Annotated in this window: 15 protein-coding genes; 5 read left to right on the top strand and 10 right to left on the bottom strand. The window is 70.0% G+C overall.

Annotated features, from left to right (window positions below):
• Nucleotides 1-115 precede the first annotated feature (115 nt).
• The 3 genes from ACWIGI_RS36170 to moxR1 are packed head-to-tail and all read right to left on the bottom strand — an operon-like array spanning nucleotide 116 to nucleotide 3,314.
• Nucleotides 116-1,120, bottom strand: coding sequence for a VWA domain-containing protein (locus ACWIGI_RS36170; protein ID WP_454208062.1), 1,005 nt, complete (start codon nucleotides 1,118-1,120; stop codon nucleotides 116-118).
• Entirely contained in the window at nucleotides 1,117-2,091 is a 975-nt protein-coding gene (locus ACWIGI_RS36175) for a DUF58 domain-containing protein (protein WP_454208063.1), read from the bottom strand. The genes ACWIGI_RS36170 and ACWIGI_RS36175 overlap by 4 nt, the downstream gene beginning before the upstream one ends.
• Before the next feature lie 26 nt (nucleotides 2,092-2,117).
• The gene (moxR1, locus tag ACWIGI_RS36180; RefSeq protein WP_454208064.1) at nucleotides 2,118-3,314 is read right to left on the bottom strand and encodes a chaperone MoxR1; all 1,197 of its coding nucleotides are present in this window, start codon (nucleotides 3,312-3,314) and stop codon (nucleotides 2,118-2,120) included.
• 458 nt (nucleotides 3,315-3,772) lie between these two features.
• Here moxR1 and ACWIGI_RS36185 point away from each other — a divergent pair, with 458 nt between their 5' ends.
• Complete coding sequence (locus tag ACWIGI_RS36185) at nucleotides 3,773-4,714, top strand: M23 family metallopeptidase (protein WP_454208065.1); 942 nt, start codon at nucleotides 3,773-3,775, stop codon at nucleotides 4,712-4,714.
• 126 nt (nucleotides 4,715-4,840) lie between these two features.
• Here the strand turns inward: ACWIGI_RS36185 and ACWIGI_RS36190 are convergent, their stop codons facing one another.
• Nucleotides 4,841-5,254, bottom strand: a complete 414-nt coding sequence (locus tag ACWIGI_RS36190) for a hypothetical protein (RefSeq protein ID WP_454208066.1) — start codon at nucleotides 5,252-5,254, stop codon at nucleotides 4,841-4,843.
• Nucleotides 5,255-5,473: 219 nt separating this feature from the next.
• Here ACWIGI_RS36190 and ACWIGI_RS36195 point away from each other — a divergent pair, with 219 nt between their 5' ends.
• Nucleotides 5,474-7,027 (top strand): amino acid permease, encoded by a 1,554-nt coding sequence (locus tag ACWIGI_RS36195; protein ID WP_454208067.1) that lies wholly within the window; start codon nucleotides 5,474-5,476, stop codon nucleotides 7,025-7,027.
• Nucleotides 7,028-7,138: 111 nt separating this feature from the next.
• Here the strand turns inward: ACWIGI_RS36195 and ACWIGI_RS36200 are convergent, their stop codons facing one another.
• Both ACWIGI_RS36200 and ACWIGI_RS36205 read right to left on the bottom strand, forming a co-directional pair.
• Nucleotides 7,139-8,503, bottom strand: a complete 1,365-nt coding sequence (locus tag ACWIGI_RS36200) for an MFS transporter (protein ID WP_454208068.1) — start codon at nucleotides 8,501-8,503, stop codon at nucleotides 7,139-7,141.
• A 96-nt stretch (nucleotides 8,504-8,599) separates the two neighbouring features.
• Nucleotides 8,600-8,818 (bottom strand): heavy-metal-associated domain-containing protein, encoded by a 219-nt coding sequence (locus ACWIGI_RS36205; RefSeq protein WP_454208069.1) that lies wholly within the window; start codon nucleotides 8,816-8,818, stop codon nucleotides 8,600-8,602.
• 176 nt (nucleotides 8,819-8,994) lie between these two features.
• Between ACWIGI_RS36205 and ACWIGI_RS36210 the strand changes: the two genes are divergently transcribed.
• Nucleotides 8,995-11,322 carry a galactose oxidase-like domain-containing protein gene (locus ACWIGI_RS36210; protein ID WP_454208070.1) on the top strand — a complete coding sequence of 776 codons (2,328 nt, stop codon included), beginning with the start codon at nucleotides 8,995-8,997 and terminating at the stop codon, nucleotides 11,320-11,322.
• Nucleotides 11,323-11,395: 73 nt separating this feature from the next.
• On the opposite strand, the gene ACWIGI_RS36215 is transcribed toward ACWIGI_RS36210, so the two are convergent.
• From ACWIGI_RS36215 to ACWIGI_RS36230, 4 genes are all read right to left on the bottom strand, one after another.
• Nucleotides 11,396-11,809 carry a hypothetical protein gene (locus ACWIGI_RS36215; protein ID WP_454208071.1) on the bottom strand — a complete coding sequence of 138 codons (414 nt, stop codon included), beginning with the start codon at nucleotides 11,807-11,809 and terminating at the stop codon, nucleotides 11,396-11,398.
• An 803-nt stretch (nucleotides 11,810-12,612) separates the two neighbouring features.
• Nucleotides 12,613-12,957 carry a hypothetical protein gene (locus ACWIGI_RS36220; RefSeq protein WP_454208072.1) on the bottom strand — a complete coding sequence of 115 codons (345 nt, stop codon included), beginning with the start codon at nucleotides 12,955-12,957 and terminating at the stop codon, nucleotides 12,613-12,615.
• Nucleotides 12,958-13,196: 239 nt separating this feature from the next.
• Complete coding sequence (locus ACWIGI_RS36225; RefSeq protein ID WP_454208073.1) at nucleotides 13,197-13,361, bottom strand: hypothetical protein; 165 nt, start codon at nucleotides 13,359-13,361, stop codon at nucleotides 13,197-13,199.
• A gap of 47 nt (nucleotides 13,362-13,408) precedes the next feature.
• Nucleotides 13,409-14,482, bottom strand: coding sequence for an alpha/beta fold hydrolase (locus tag ACWIGI_RS36230; protein ID WP_454208074.1), 1,074 nt, complete (start codon nucleotides 14,480-14,482; stop codon nucleotides 13,409-13,411).
• A 286-nt stretch (nucleotides 14,483-14,768) separates the two neighbouring features.
• Here ACWIGI_RS36230 and ACWIGI_RS36235 point away from each other — a divergent pair, with 286 nt between their 5' ends.
• Both ACWIGI_RS36235 and ACWIGI_RS36240 read left to right on the top strand, forming a co-directional pair.
• Nucleotides 14,769-15,815, top strand: coding sequence for an ABC transporter substrate-binding protein (locus tag ACWIGI_RS36235; RefSeq protein ID WP_454208118.1), 1,047 nt, complete (start codon nucleotides 14,769-14,771; stop codon nucleotides 15,813-15,815).
• Nucleotides 15,812-16,837 (top strand): FecCD family ABC transporter permease, encoded by a 1,026-nt coding sequence (locus tag ACWIGI_RS36240; RefSeq protein WP_454208075.1) that lies wholly within the window; start codon nucleotides 15,812-15,814, stop codon nucleotides 16,835-16,837. Before ACWIGI_RS36235 ends, ACWIGI_RS36240 begins: the two co-directional genes overlap by 4 nt.
• Nucleotides 16,838-16,889: the final 52 nt, after the last annotated feature.

Raw genomic sequence — 16,889 nt, forward strand, 5'->3', positions numbered from 1 at the left:
TTTCTTTGTTATTCCCCGTTTTTTTATTATATTGTTTTTCCCCCCCCGCGACTTTAAAACCCACTGTGCCCGCCCCCCTATAAACTCGCGGGGCCGCCACTGTTCGATGATCCCGCTACGGAATTCGCTGGCGCAGGATCAGTCCCACACCCACGCCCGCCGCGACGAGCAAGCCCGCCAACAACATCCACGGCCGCGACGCGTCGCCGCGGGTGGTCTCGAAGCCGATCTGCTCCTCGAGGGTGTCGTAGACCTGGGTCAGCTCCTCCAGGCTCTGGGCGGTGTAGAACTCGCCGCCCGAGAGCCTGGCGATCTCCCGCAGGGAGTCGTCGTCGACCGGCACCTTGACCCGCTGCGAGCCCTTGCCGTCCTGATCCGGAATCTCCACCGTGCCCCAACTCGTGCCGAAGGAGATCGTGGAGACCGGAATCCCCTTCTCCTTGGCCAGTCGCGCGGCGGTGAAACCGTGCCGCGGATTGTCCACGTCATCGTCGGCGGGCACGGTCTGCTTACCGTCCGACATGAGCACCACGCGCGCGGGCGGCGGGGTCTCCGCGCCGCCCAGCACCGAGGCCAGAGTGTCGATGGACTGCAGGGCGGTCAGGATGCCCTCGCCGGTCGCGGTCCGCTCGGCCAGCTTGATCGAGTCGATGGCCGCCTTGACCGCCTGCCGATTGGTGGTCGGCGACATCTGCACCGAGGCGGTGCCGGCGAAGGTGACCAGCCCCAGGTTGATGCCGGGGGTCAGGCCGTCGGCGAACTCCTTGGCCGCCTCCTGCGCCACCTGCAAACGGCTGGGCGGCACGTCGGTCGCCTCCATGGACAGCGAAACGTCCAGCACCAGTACCACGGTCGCGCGGTTGCGCGGCACCTTCTTGATCTCGGTGGGACCGGCCGCGCCGATGGTGAAGGCGACCAGGGCGACCAGCAGCAGCGCCATCGGGATGTGGCGCTGCGGGCCGGGCCGGGCCGGCGCGACCTTCTCCAGCTGCTCCATGTTGCTGAAGCGCAGCATGTGCTGCCACCGGGAGCGCTGCACCAGCACGTAACCCAGCGCGAGGGCCGCGACCACCGCGAGGAACAGGAACCAAATGTACGAAGTGAAGCCTGAAATACTCACTGTCGCGGTACCAGCCGGGAGGTCGGGGCGCCGAAGGTGTGGCGCCGGGTGGATACGAATCGAACCACGTCCGCGATCCAGTCCCGATCGGTGCGCAGGCTCATCACCGGCGCGCCGCAGCTGCGCAGCGACGTCTCCACCTGCACGCGATGCCGTTCGGCAGCGCGTGCGAAATCCGCACGCAGGGAGGGGGTCACACTGAATTCGCGGGTGCGGCCGGTCTCGGGATCGTGCAGCACGACATCGCCGATGTCGGGCAGTTCGAGATCGCGCGGGTCCAGCACCTCGACCGCCAGCAGATCGTGGCGGCCGGAGATGGCGCGCAGCGAACGCTGCCAGTTCACCTCGCCGAGGAAATCGGAGATGACCACGGCCAGACCGCGTTTGCGCTGCGGACGGCGCAGCGCCTCGATGGCCCCGGCCAGATCCCCGCGGACCCCGTCCCGGGCGTGCGGGGTGGTGGCGATCTTGCGCAGCATGGTCTGCGCGTGCACGCGGCCGCTGCGGGCCGGAATGCGGATCAGCTGTTCGCCGTTGGCGACCACCGCGCCGATGCGATTGCCGCCGCCGCTGGTCAGATGGGTGACCGCGGCGGCCGCGGCCACCGCGAGATCGCGCTTCTGACAGGCCGCGGTACCGAAGTCCAGGCTGGCGGACAGGTCCACCACCAGCCAGGTCTCCAGCTCCCGATCGGCGATCGACTGGCGCACGTGCGCGTGCGTGGTGCGGGCGGTGACCGACCAATCCATCTGGCGCACATCGTCGCCCGGCTGGTACATCCGCGCGTCGCCGGCGTCGGAACCCGGTCCGGGGATCAAGCCCAGGTGATCACCGTGCAGGACGCCGTCGAGGCGGCGGCGCACGGTGAGCTCGAGGGTCTTGAGCGCGGCCGACAGGTGCGGGTCGGTCAGCTCGCCCGACCGGAACGACGGCGGGGCGTGCGGGGAACCGCTGGGAGATGAGTTCGTCACGGGCGCAACCGGATCCGAGGCCCGCCTCACTTAGGCTGGGGCTGGCCGGGGACCTGGGGCACTTGACCGTTGGGCGGCTGCGGGATGCTCTGCTGCGGCGGCTGCGGAATACCCTGCGGCGCACCGCCGTGCGGGGCGGCCGGCGCGGACGGGATCGGCGCGGGCGCGCTCGCGCCCGGGGCGACCGCCTGCGGGGCGACCTGCGGCAGACCCACGGTCTGCAGCACGCGGCGGATCACGTCGTCGGGCGAGATCTCGTCGGCCAGCGCGTCGTACGAGAGGACCAGGCGGTGCCGCAGCACGTCCGGGATCACCTCGACCACGTCCTGCGGCACCACGTAGTCGCGGCCGCGGATCAGCGCCACCGCGCGGGCCGCGGCGATGATGCCGAGGCTGGCGCGCGGGGAGGCGCCGTAGGAAATCCACCCGGCGACATCGTGCATGCCGAACTCGGCGGGCTTGCGGGTGGCGGCGATGACGCGCACGACGTAGTCCACCAGCGCGTGGTGCACGAAGGTGTTGGCGGCGAGCTTCTGCAGGCGCACCACCTCTTCGGGCGACAGGATCGCCTTGGCCTCCGGCGGGGTGACGCCCATCCGGTAGATGATCTCGCGCTCCTCCTCGACGGAGGGGTAGTCCACGACCACCTTGAACAGGAAGCGGTCGCGCTGCGCCTCGGGCAGCGGGTACACGCCCTCGCTCTCGATGGGGTTCTGAGTCGCCATGACCAGGAACGGGTTCGGCATCGGGTAGGTCTTGCCGCCGATGGACACGTGCCGTTCGGCCATGACCTCGAGCAGCGCCGACTGCACCTTGGCCGGCGCGCGGTTGATCTCGTCCGCGAGGACGAAGTTCGCGACGACGGGGCCGAGCTCGGTGTCGAACTCCTCGCGCCCCTGCCGGTAGATACGGGTGCCGACGAGGTCGGTCGGCACCAGGTCGGGGGTGAACTGCACGCGGGAGAAGCTGCCGCCCACCACCTTTGCGAACGTTTCCACGGCCAGGGTCTTGGCGATACCCGGCACGCCCTCGAGCAGCACGTGGCCGCGCGCGAGCACGCCGACCAGCAAACGTTCGACCAGTCGATCCTGGCCGACGATCACTCGTTTGACTTCGTAGATCGCCTTTTCCAGGGTCTGGACATCGCGCTCGAGGGTGTTCGGCGGCGGCGCGTCCTTCACCGTGCTTACCCCGCTCACACCATCAGTCGAAGTCACCAACATCCCCGCTTTCGCTTTGGTCCTGTGCGTGCTGACACAACTATTCCAGGTATCCCGCGCGTTCGCCGCACCCGGTTGCGATCGCGGGTGTCGAGCCGCCTCGAAATCGGTGAACGCCGCCCGCGGGATTCCCGAACTCCGAACAATGGCCGGGCATTCACATTAGCTATAACGCCGGGTCGAATCACGGTGAGATCGCGGCCGCCGATCCCGCTCGGCTCGGGCACGCCGGTCACCGGGACGTTCGGCAACCCGCCGGTATCCGCCGCGCTCGGGCGCGTCCGGGACCGGCGGCGGGCCGGGGCCCGAGAGCACATCGGAAAAATAGGCTCGGGCATTTCACCGAAAGGGACACGGAATGATCACGCCTGGGTACAGTTTCTGAAACGTCACCACACCAACATCGAATTCGGCGTTCGCCGAGCCCCCCGATGACTTCGCTGATCTACCGAGGACGTGCCGTGCCGCTGCACCGAGAGACACCCGGTTCCCTATCCGTCCTGGACCTGCTCGGCGAGGCCGACACCGCCGGCGCGGTCAGTCACCGCGCCGACAGCGGTTCGCCGTGGGGCATGCGCGGCCTGTCCGGCGCCGCCGTCGCCGCGGGCGCGCTGCTCGCCACCACGGTCCAGCTCACCCCCGCCACCGCGACCGCCGCGCCGACCGATGCCAAGGGCACGCTCGACGCGGCCGAGGTCGCGGTCGCGCCCAATCCCTTCCAGGTCGCGGTCGACGTGGTCGCGTCCTATGTGCCGCAGCTGGCTCCGCCGGCCGCCCCGGCCGCGCCCGTCTTCGCCGAAACCCCGGGCGACGTCAGCGATGTCGCGCCCGCCCCGGCTGCCGAGGTGACCGCGCCCTTCGGTCTGGCGAATCTGCCCCAGGAGATTCGCGGACCGCTGGCGCAGGCCGAGCAGGCCATCAAGAACATCCAGCAGATGGCCGCGCCGGCGATCCCGCAGCTGCCCGCGATTCCCCAGCTGGCGCCGCCGGTCTCGGCGCCCGCGGTCCTGCCGGTCGGCGGCGAGATCAGCTCGGGCTTCGGAACCCGCTGGGGCTCCATGCATTACGGCGTCGACATCGCCGACGCCCTGGGCACCCCGATTCGCTCGGCCATGGGCGGCACCGTGATCGAAGCCGGTCCGGCCTCGGGCTTCGGCCTGTGGGTGCGCGTGCTGCAGGACGACGGCACCACCGCGGTCTACGGGCACGTGAACGACATCTACGCCCAGGAGGGGCAGCGGGTGAACGCGGGCGATGTGATCGCCTCGGTCGGCAACCGCGGCCAGTCCACCGGACCGCATCTGCACCTGGAGATCTGGGACGAGAACGGCGGCAAGATGGATCCCGTGGCCTGGCTCGCCGCCAAGGGCGTGATCATGGAACAGCACTGGGGCGCGGACTAGCACGGTACGGCCGAGCCGCGCGGGGCACACCCGCGCGGCTCGGTACGAACGCACACCCCGATACGACAAACGGTCGGCGACACTGGATTCCAGTGCGCCGACCGTTGTCGGTGATGCGTGGGGTGACTAGCCCGCCATCGAGGCGTAGCCGATCAGCAGCTGCTCGGACTCGGCCGAGAACTTCCAGGTGCCGCCGACGTTCACCCAGGTGACCGGGATCGGGTAGTTGAGGTCGCCGAGGCGGCTGTTCAGGTTCGCGTTCAGCACGTCGCCGTCGACCGAGATCGGGCCGCCGATGTCCCAGCTGTAGCCGGGGATGGCGGCGATGGTGCGGCCGACGCCCTGGATGCCGGCGGCGTTGCCCGACTCGAGCTCGGAGGCATTGCCGTTCAGCGCGGACTGGAGCTTGCCCTGCAGCTCGCCGGCCGAAGGCGCGGCCGGAGCGGCGATCGCAACGGGAGCGGTGAGCACCACGGCGGCGGACACGGGCAGCAGCAGCCCGGCGGTCGCCATCGAGGCCGCGAGGAACTTGCGAATCATGGGTAAGTCTCCTTGTGCATAGGTTAGCCTAAGCATATTCCACACGAATGGCCCCGCCGTCAACTCGGCCCCGGCGCTCGCCGGCGGCCGGGCACGCCGTAGCGGCCCGATTCGTACACCGACCAGTTTCCACGTTGTCGTGCGCGACAGGCGCGCTTACCGCACACTGATCTCCTGGCAAACGCCGTGCGCGAGCGGCGTTTTCACGCGGGAGCACGAATGACTGCTACTTCTCCTCCGTCCGACGATGAACGCCGCCTCGCCGAACTCGGCTACAAACAGGAACTTTCCCGATCCTGGTCCGGGTTCTCGAACTTCGCCATCAGCTTCACGATTGTGTCCATCCTCACGGGCGGCCTGGCCAGCTACGGCATCGGCCTGGCCAACGGCGGGCCGATCACCATGGCGTGGGGCTGGCCGCTGGTCTCGCTCATGGTGCTGTTCGTCGGACTGGCCATGGCCGAATTGGCCTCGGCCTACCCGACTTCCGGCGGCCTGTACTGGTGGGCGTCGGAACTGGGCGGGCCCATCTGGGGCTGGTTCACCGGCTGGTTCAATCTGATCGGGCAGATCGCGGTCACCGCCGCCATCGATTACGGCGCCGCCATTTTCACCACCGCGGTGCTCAATGTGATCGGCATAGAAATCGGAACCGACCGCACCGCAATCTTTTTGGTGTTCGCGGCCATTCTGGTGCTGCACGCGATATTGAACGCGATAGGCCCGCAACTGTCCGCCGTCATCAACAACATTTCCGCCTGGTGGCACGTGGGCGGCGTGGCCATCTTCGTGCTGGTGCTCGGAATCGGCGCCGAACACCATCAGAGCGTGGGCTGGGTCTTCACCGAGACCGTGGACAACAGCGCCGTCGGATTCGGCGGGGTGGCCTTCAGTTTCCTGCTGGGCCTGCTGCACGCGCAGTACACCTTCACCGGGTACGACGCCTCGGCGCACATGTCCGAGGAGACGCACGACGCCTCGCGGATGGCGGCCAAGGGCATCATCAACACGATCATCGTCTCGGCGGTGGCGGGCTACCTGCTGATCCTGGCCGTGACCTTCGCGATCCGCGATCTGGACAAGACCCTGGATCCGGCGCTCAACAGCGGCTATCCGGTCATCTACATCCTGGAGAACGCGCTGAGCCCGTTCTGGTCCGGGCTGCTGCTGGTGATCGCCGCGATCGCCCAGTTGTTCTGCGGCTACGCCTCGGTCACCTCGGCCTCGCGGATGCTGTTCGCCTTCGCCCGCGACGGGGCGGTGCCGGGTTCGGCGCTGTGGGCGCGACTCTCGGCGCGCAAGGTGCCGGTGAACGCGGTGCTGTTCATCTCGTTCTTCGCGTTCGTGCTGCTGATCCCCTCGATGCTGGTGCCCGCGGCCAACGCGCCGACCGCCTACGCCGCGGCCACCTCGGTCGCCACCATCGGCCTGTACATCGCCTACGGCATCCCGATCCTGCTGCGTCAGTTGCACGGCGGCCGATTCCACACCGGCCCTTGGCAACTGGGCCGCTGGTATCGCCCGGTCGGCGCGGTCGCCCTGGTCTGGATCGTGCTCATCAGCCTGCTGTTCATCCTGCCGATGGACGACCGCGGCTACCCGTGGAACGACGAGTTCACCTGGACCGCGGTCAATTACGCGCCGCTGACCCTGGTCGGGGTGGTGGGCGCGATCGCGGTGTGGTGGTTCGTCTCGGCACGCCGCTGGTTCACCGGCCCCAAGCGCACCGTGGCCGAGCCGCCCGAGGGCGCGCCCGCCGTGGAATCGGCGTAGCGCCCACCCGGCGAAAAGATCGCCGCCGGAATCACTTCCGGCGGCGATCTCGATCCGCGAGGATCGTCTCCCGTTGGGCGTTAGGCAGGCAGGGTCCGCGAGTTGCGAGCGCTACCCGACTGTCGCGAGTGGGCCACGCGGCCAGCGCCGGTGTTCGGCGTCGATGATGAACGCGTGGGTGTGCTGGTAGATACCTTCCCCCACCCGGACGGCGTCGACCAGGCGGGCGGGATCGATCGTGCCCTCCGCGTGCAGGTGGGTGATCTCGGCCGGATCGTGGCGGGGCCACATGCCCGCCGCCGCACCGATTCCCAGCACCGCGAGCGCGGTCAGGGTCACCAGGGCGGCGGTGAAACCGGCGCCCGCGGTCACCCATCCGGCGATCGGGTAGGCGATCAGCCAGGCCACGTGCGAGAGCGAGAACTGGGCGGCGAACAGCGCGGGCCGATCGGCGGGCTGGGCGGAGCGGCGCAGCACCTGCCCGGTGGGCGTCAGTACAGCGGCGGTGCCGGCGCCCACGATCGCCCACGCGGCCAGCGCCGCGCCCCAGCGCCATTCGCCGGTCGGCGCGGTCGAGAGCGCCACGATCGAGCCGAGTCCGGTGAGCAGTACGGCGGCGCCGGTGAGCATGACCGGGCGCGGGTCGACGCGATCGAGCACCCGGGGCAGCGCCAGGGCACTGAGCATGGTGCCGAAACCGTTGGCCGCCAGCAGGATCGCCACCCCGGTCTGGGTACCACCCAGGGTGTCGCGCACGTAGTTGACGGTGTTGACCATGATCACCGAGCCGGCCGCGGCGACCACCAGGTTGAGCCCCATGAGTCCGCGCAGGCGCGGGGTGGCGGCGAAGATGCGCACGCCGAGCACGACGCGTTCGCGGAACGAGCCCGCGCTCACCGCACCGGCATTCGGAATCCGGGTCGCCAGCACCAGCGCGGCCGAGAGCACGAATCCGATCGCCGTACCGACGAACAGCCAGTGGTAGCTCATGAGCAGCAGCGCGGCGGCGGCCAGCATCGGGCTCAGCAGCGTCTCCATGGTGGCGGCCAGCTGCGCGGCCGACAGCGCGCGGGTGTAGTCGCGCTCGTCCGGCAGGATGTCCGGGATGATCGCCTGATAGGTGGGGGTGAAGGCGGCCGAGGCGGTCTGCAGCACGGCGATGAGCGCGTAGATCTGCCAGACCTGGTCGATGAAGGGCAGCGCCAGCACGACCAGCGCGCGAATCACGTTGAGCACGACCAGGAATCCCCGGCGCGGGAGGCGGTCGGCGTAGGCGGCCACGATCGGGGCGACGGTGACGTAGACCAGCATCTTGATGGTCAGGGCGGTGCCCAGGACGGCGGTCGCGTCCGCCCCGGCGAGTTCGTAGGCGAGCAGGCCCAGGGCGACGGTGGTGAGTCCGGTGCCGAACAGGGCGGACACCTGGGCGGTGAACAGCCGCAGGTAGTCACGATTGCGCAGGAGTGCGGTAATCATCGGGGTCGGTCCTTCGGGGAAGGGGCCGCGCATCGCGTCCAGGGCGCAAGGGTGGCACCGGCCCGGGCGCCGAGAGCATCGGCGCCCGGGGCGGAATCAGTCCTGGACGAGCTGGTAGCCGAGGTTTCGGACGGTGTTCTGGATCAGGTCGTCATCGAGCGCGCCGCCGATGACGGTCATCCGGCCGGTGGCGAGTTCGATGTCCACGCCGTCGATGCCTTCGAGCTTCCCGATCTCGTTCTTGACCTTGCCTACGCAGCCGCCACAGGACATTCCGGAAACGGTGTAGGTGCTCGTACTCGTCTCGGCGCTCATATCGCTCCTCCTTGTGCCGCGGGCTTTCCCGAGGAGACCGTACGACGAAATCGAACGAAAGTAAACCCCTACCCCCTAGGGGTATATGTACTCGTCCGATTCGCACCGTTCGGGCAGCCCCGGACAACCTCGCCGGTCGACGGGCGAGATCGCGCGCGATCGGCGAGTATCGAAGTGTGGCGGGAGAATTCGTACCGATTCCGGAGTGGTTCGCGTGGCAGAACCAGGACTGCGGTATCGCGATCGGTGATGTCGACGGCGACGGCGAGCCCGACGTGGTGGTGCTCATGGTCGATGATCCCGAGGGGCAGAACGCCGGCCTCTACCGGATCGGCGCCGGCCTGCGCCCCGACGGTTCGGTGCGCGCGTGGGGGCCGTGGCGGGCGGTGCCGGACTGGTTCGGCTGGGAGAACCAGGGCGCGGGCATCGCCGTCGCCGATCTGAGCGGCAACGGCACGCTCGACCTGGTGGTGTTCGTCGTGGACAACCCGCCTGGCCAGAACCAGGGCTACTACCGCATCGGCCGCGACCTGGCCGCCGACGGCGCGGTCACCGGCGGCTGGACGCCGTGGCTGCCCGTACCCGACTGGTACGGCTGGGAGAACCAGGGCGCCGACATCTGCCTGACCATCATCGATGGGCAGGCCACCCTCGTGGTGCTGACCGTGGACAATCCGCCGGGACAGAACTCCGGGCAGTTCCGCCTGGCCAAGGGCCTGGCCGCGGACGGGACGGTCGCCGCGTGGACGCCGTGGGTGGCGGTGCCGGACTGGTACGGGTGGCAGAACCAGGGGGCGGGGATCGCGGCCGCCGATCTGGACGGCGACGGCAGACCGGAACTGCTGGTGTTCACGGTCGACAATCCCGACGGCCCCAACACCGGCGTCTACACCATCGGCTGGGGCCTGGACGGCAGCGGGCACGCGATCGACGGCTGGAGCGGATGGACGACGACGCCCTGGCGTTTCGCCGAGAACCAGGGCGCGGCAACGGCTCTGCTCGACACCGGCGGCGCGACCCCGGAACTCGTGCTGTGCGTGATCGACGCCCCGGACGGACCCAATGCCGGCTACCTGCGGACCCTCGAACTGGAGACCGATCTCGGGCACGCCGCGCACCACGGGCTGTGGCGCATCCTCGATTTCGACACCGAGATCAATCCGGTGCACGCCGCGCTGCTGCACACCGGCGACATCCTGTTCTTCGCCGGATCCGGCAACGATCCCGAACACCATGCGGCACAGCGGTTCCGGACCCGCGTGTGGCACTACCCGAATCCGGGGTTCAGCGCGCCGGACACCCCGATCGATCTGTTCTGCGTCGGACAGGCGTTCCTGCCCGACGGCCGGTTGCTCGCCGCCGGCGGTACCGGGCACTACGACCCGTTCTACGGCCTGCCCGACGCGCTGATCTTCGATCCGGCCGACCTGACCTGGAACGCCGTGCCGGACATGACCTTCGGCCGCTGGTACCCGTCGCTGGCGGCGCTGCCGGACGGCAACATCGTCGCCGTCTCCGGGCTCGGGGCCGACAACTTCCTGTCGGTGGTGCCGGAACTGTTCGACGCCGGCACCGAAACCTGGTCGCCGCTGCCGGTTCCCGGCCCGATTCCCATGTACGGCCATCTCGTCCTGCTGGCCGACGGGCGGCTGTTCTACACCGGCGGACAGTACGGCGGGAACAACGGCGTGCGGCCGTCGCTGTGGGATCCGGCGACCGGGGCCGTCACCGAGGTGCCCGGACTGACCGATCCCGGCTCGCGCAATCAGGCCGCCAGCGTGCTGCTGCCGCCCGCCCAGGATCAGCGTGTGCTCATCCTGGGCGGCGGTGGCTACGACATGCACAGTCCCGCACCGGCACTGGCCGACGCGCGGGTCGTGGACACCTCGGCCGCGCACCCGCGATACGAGGCGGTGCGGCCCATGGATCACGCGCGCATGCACCTGAGCGCGGTGCTGTTGCCCGATCGGACCGTGCTGGCCACCGGTGGTTCGGGTATGGAGGAGATGGCGCACGCCGCCCCGCCGCACGGCGAGATCTACTCCCCCGCCGACGACTCCTGGATGCACACCGCGCCCTGCCGCGTCCCGCGCCTCTACCACTCGATCGCGCTGCTCACCCCCGAAGGCAAGGTCGTCACCGCGGGCTCCAATCCGGCGCGCAAGACCGAGGAACTCCGGATCGAGATCTACTGGCCGCCCTACCTTTTCGCCGAGACGCGCCCGGTGCTGACGCTGTCCGCCGACGAAGCGGCCTACGGGGGTTCGATCGTCGCGACCACCGGCGGCCCGATCCGCGAGGCGAGCCTCGTGCGCCCCGGCGCGTGCACGCACTCGTGCGACAACGAGCAGCGGCTGATCGACCTCGAGTTCAGCGGTCCCGCCGACGCGCTCACCCTGACCATGCCCGGCAATCCCGCCCTCGCGCCGCCCGGCTGGTACCTGGTGTTCGTGGTGGACGAGGCGGGCACGCCGTCGATCGGGCGGTGGCTGCGCCTGCACTGACCGGTCCGACGGGTGCGGCCGCCACACCCGGATCGGATGTGGCGGCCGCACGACGCGTCGGTTCGACGGGTTGCTATCCCAGGGTGACGAGCTTGTTCTGCCCGGTGATCACGGTCTCGGCCTTGTCCACCAGCGCGACCCGCACCTGCACCTGCTCGCCCGCCTTCAGCGTGCCGTCGGCGCCGTTGATGCCGGCGAGCGTCACCACGGTGGTCTGCTGCTTGCCGTCGCAGACCACGGAGGTCTCGGTGCCGGTGGCCGAGGGCTGCTCGGCGTTGGGCCCGCCGACCAGGACACTGATGGCGGTGACGCCCGCGTTCGCGTCACAGCTGTAGTCGATGCCCACGTTGGCGGGCCCGACCCCGCTGACGTCGATGGCGTTCTCGGCCAGCGCGGGCCCGGCGCCGATGACGGCGGCCGTCCCGAGTGCCCCGAGAGCGGCCAGCACGAGCGCGGACCGGCGATGATTCCGAATAGTAGAAGCCATAGATCTACGTCCTCCTGAGCTAGGAAACCGGATCGGCGTACACAATCGGATGAGCACGGCGCAAGCGCGCCGCGCACCCATCCTCTCCCAGGAGCAATCTCCTAGCAACCATCGGGTTGTCGGTAACCACCGATCCCGCGCCCAGGGGTCGCCGCACCCGAACTCTCCGGGACGGTCGATCAATCCACGCCCGATTTGCCCGATTTTGCCCGTGGATTCGGCACCAACCGACGTCCGTCAGCGCATAGACGCCACGCGGCGCCACCCGATATCCCGGCGGCGCCGACGTCCTCCGATTCGACGGGCCGCCCGGGCGAGTCGGCCCAGCACCCGCCGATCCAGCGGCCGCGGCTATCGATCTCCGGCCACCGGGCGCTACGCCGACCCCGCCACCCTTGGTAGCAGGTACCGCGTTCGCGGGTCGCGGTCGATTGCGCACCCGCCCCGGCGAACCACAGCGCGGGCCCGCGCGAGCCACGTCCAAGCGCCGAGGCATCGGCGATGTAGTTAACCCGCGCGGGTTGACGATCTCCAGGCCGGACTCCGCGGGGCCGGCGCTGTCGCCGTAGTACGCGGTGAAAGGCATCGGCATCGCTGTGAGATGCGGATGAAGGCCGGCCGGCGCAGGGTTTCCCGGGGGTAGCGGTGCTGGTTGCCGCTGGTTCGACGGCGAGCCCTCGACAAGGGACTCGACCATCTCGGCGATCCTGACGGTCCGGCGACCCGCCCTGCCGCACCGACCGCGGCGCGACCTCAGGCCCGCCGGTCCAGCCCCGAGCACGTCGGCGCCGGACCGAGGCGAATCACACCGGCGCGTAAGCGATTTCGGTGCGGCCGGTGATCCGGATGCGCGAGCCCGCGAGGAAACCGGTGTACGTGCGCCGGCCGTGCTGGGACTCGACATCGGTGGTGGCGTCGGTCAAGCACAGCGCCTGCGCCCAGGCCAGCAGGTAGCGATCGGTCCATTCGGGTTGTTCGGCCGGTGCGACCCGGCCGCGGAACTCCTCGGTCTCCTGCTGTTCGGCGTAGGGCAGCGAGTACACCCCGCGCCGCCACACCCACACCAACGGGGGTAGATCCATACCGGACTCGGCGACCGCCCGCGCGTTCACCGCATCCGACACCGCGTCGGCAACCTCCGTCGTCAATGAAAGCAATTGCGTTTCAGTCGGATAAGCCGTCATGCCACGCACACTCTCACCGATCGACGGGGAATGGGTGTCACCACGCGGGGCGGGTGCCGGTATCCGCGCGGTTTGCCCGAATCACGGGGTGAATGCCCGCGTATCGCGAATGGTTGTGCCGCACTTCATGCGCCGCGCGACAGCCCCGGCTCGCGAAAGATCGCCGCCGGGGCCCGACGCGCTCGGCGCACCCGCGCGACCCGTCAGTCGCGGGCGCCGATCAGATCGCGCCGCACCTCGCGCTGGGCGTAGGCGGTGCGCTGTTCGTGCTGGCGGTAGTCCAGGTCCGCGCCGCCGCCGAGCGCCGCGGCGGCGCGCAGGGTGGCCCAGATTCCGAGGGGCAGCAGCAGGGTGGTGGGCTCGATCATGATTCATCCACTTCGTCGGGGTTGGGAATCGAGGGGGTGAGAACTGTTCAGCGGTCGAGGAATTCGAGGATGGCGGGCCAGGTGGTGGTCGCGGCGTCCGGGCCGACCACCAGGCCCAGGTGGCCGCCGGTGACCTCGGTGAAGCGGACCTCCGGCGAGCCGGTGAGGATGTCCAGCCCCCGGCGCACGCCCGCGGCGGGCACCAGCACATCGGTGCGGCTGCCGATCAGCAGGACCGGGCAGGTGAGCTTGGCGAGTTCGACGGTGAGATCCGAGCGCAGCCGGATGACGCCGTCGGCGAGTTCGTTGCGCAGGATCAGGCTGCGGTAGATCTGCCAGTACGAGCGGCCGGGATAGCCCGGCATGGACGCGGTGAAGCGGTCCACGGCCGTCATCCGGGCCAGCGCCTCGGCGTCGTGGGCGTTGCGGGCCAGGAACAGCGGGCGCGTCAGTTCGCGCTCGAGGGCCTGGATCCGGAAGCCGATGCGCACGAACTCCTGGGGAATGCCGCCCATGAGCCTGGTGGCCCACGCGACCTCGCGGCCGCCGGTGAGCCGTCCGGCCTGGCGGATCGGGCCGAGGAAGACGGTGTGCCGCTGGTCGATCGGGGGCGCGAGCGCGGTGATCGAGGCGATCGGCAGGTCCGCGTGCGCGGCCCCGGCCAGCATGGCCAGCACTCCGCCCAGCGACCAGCCGATCAGGTGCACCGGGCCCTCGTGCTCGGCGGCCACCCGCCGCACCGCCTCGGGCACGATGTCGTGCGTCCAATCCTCCAGTCCCAGATCGCGATCCGCGGAGGTGAACTCGCCGTAGTCGATGACGTAGGGCTGTTTGCCCCGTGCGATCAGGTGCCGGACGAGGCTCTGGCCCGGACGCAGGTCGAAACAGGCCGGGGTCGAGCCCAGCGGGGGCACGAGCAGGACCGGCTGACCGGTGCGCGGCAGGGCGGTGATGCCGCGCGGCGTGCCGGATTCCGGCGTCTCGTAGCGGCGCAGATCCGCGTGCTGACGGCGTTCGATGGACACGCTCGGGGCCGGGCGCGGCGGCTCGATGCCGCCGCCGAACGAGGCCGACCACAGATTACGGACAGCGCGCGGCAGTTCAGCGACGTTCGCGACCACCGGTTCTCCTCTACGCCTGGGTTCCGCGGGCTGGCGGAACAATCACCGGAGTTTATCGAGACTGTCCGTAACAGGTAAATCCTGACGGGCCGAGGTGCGCGACCTCACACTCACCCGGGGATCACATCGAACCCGTTCTCCGACACCGCAACCCGCGCCGATCCGGCCATTCACCCACCGCAACCCGGGCCGACCGGCCCACGCGTCGGCCGCCGCGAACGCCGAGCACACCACCCGGATACGCTGCGGCTTTCGAACAATTCCGATTGGTACGGTTCTTCGCATGATGACGACGCGAGCGAAGCGGCTGCTGTCGGTGGTCGGGGCACTGTGCCTGGTCACCGGGCTGAGCGCGTGCGGGAACTCCTCGGACGCGGCCGAGACCACCGACGGTATCACCGCCGCGCCCGGCCGGACGAGCTATCCGTTCACCCTGGAGAACTGCGGCGTCGAGGTCACCTTCGACCGCGCGCCCGACCGCGCGGCCTCGCTGTACCAGGCCTCGACCGAGATTCTGCTGTCGCTGGGTCTGGCCGATCGAATGGTCGGCACCTCGACCTGGTTCGACCCGGTCCTGCCGAACCTGTCCGCCGACAACGCGAAGGTGCCCCGGCTGGCCGACAACGATCCCTCGCTCGAGGCCGTCCTGGCCACCGAACCCGACATCGTGACCTCGGCCAGCGCGCACACCTTCACCCCCGCCGTGGTCGCCGAGCGCTCGCGGTTCGCCCAGCTCGGCATTCCCACCTACCAGTCGCCGTCGGTGTGCACCGGGGCGACCGTCGACGGCGAAACCGTCACGCGCACAGCGCCGCTCGAAGTCGACACCCTCTTCCAGGAGATCACCGAGCTGGCACGTGTCTTCGACGTGCAGGAGCGGGGCGCGCAACTCGTCGATCAGCTGCGCGGCCGGCTCCGGGCCGCCACCGAGAGCGCGAAGACCTCGCCCGAGCCGACCGTCGCGTTCTGGTTCTCCGGCATCAAGACGCCCTACATCGCCGGATGCTGTTCCGCGCCGGGCATGTACGCCCGCGAGGTGGGCGCCCGCAACGTCTTCGCGGACCAGCGCGAGGACTGGCCCGAGATCAGCTGGGAGGCGGTGGTGGCCGCCGATCCCGAGGTGCTGGTGCTGGCGGACCTGAGCCGCAAGCGGATCGACGGCGACGCGCTCACCACGAAAATCGAGTTCCTCGAAACGAATCCGGCGACCCAGCAGATGCGGGCGGTGCGGAACAAGCGCTACGTGGTGATGACCGGCTCGGAGCTCGATCCCGGCATCCGCGAGATCGACGCCATCGAGAAGCTGGCCACCGGTCTGACCGCGGCGCGTTGACCGTCGCCCGGCGCGCGGCCGCGCCCATCTGCGCGGTGTCGGCCGTCCTGCTGATCGTCTCGATCGCGATCACGGTGTCGATCGGCCCGGCGAACGTGTCCCTGCGCGATGTGTACGGCGTGATCGGGCAGCATCTCGGACTCGGCACCTCCGGGGCGAGCCGGTTGACCGACGGCATCGTGTGGCAGTTGCGCCTGCCCCGGGCGCTGCTGGCCGCGCTGTGCGGGGCCGGGCTCGCGCTGTGCGGGGCGATTCTGCAATCGCTGCTGCGCAATCCGCTCGCGGATCCCTTCGTGCTGGGGGTGTCCTCGGGCGCGTCGACCGGGGCCGTGCTGGTCGCGGTGCTCGGCGTCGGCGCGGGCGCGCTGAGCCTGTCCGGGGGCGCGTTCCTGGGCGCCGTGCTGTCGTTCGCGCTCATGCTGGCCCTGGCCTACGGCGCGGGCGGCACCCCGGACCGGGTCATCCTCGCCGGTGTGGCCTGCACCCAATTGTTCTCGGCCCTGACCTCGCTGGTGGTGCTGGCCTCGGCCAATGCCGAGCAGACCCGCGGCATCCTGTTCTGGCTGCTCGGCTCGCTCGCCGGGGCCGGCTGGACCGATGTCACGCTCTGCGCCGTCGTGGTCGGCGTCGGCTGCGTGGTCTGCCTCTGGTACGCGCCGACCCTGGACGCCTTCGCCTTCGGCGCGGACGCGGCCGCCGGACTCGGTGTCGCGGTGGGCCGCACCCGCGTGATACTGCTGCTCGTCACGGCCGTGGTGACCGCGACCCTGGTGAGTTCGGCCGGCGCGATCGGCTTCGTCGGCCTGGTGCTGCCGCACGTCGCGCGTTTCCTGGTCGGCCCCGGCCACGCCCGCCTGCTCCCGGTGACGATCCTGACCGGCGCGGTCTTCATGGTGTGGGCGGATACGCTGGCGCGCAGCCTCTTCGGGGCGCGGGAGGTGCCGGTCGGCGTGGTAACCGCGCTGCTGGGTGTCCCGGCTTTCGCGGTCCTGCTCGCCCGTCGGCGCAGGCAGCTCACATGAGCCGGGCCGGCGGTGCGCACGTCATCACGCCGGGCTCGGGCGCTGTCGCACG

The sequence above is a fragment of the Nocardia sp. NPDC055321 genome, from assembly GCF_053645575.1.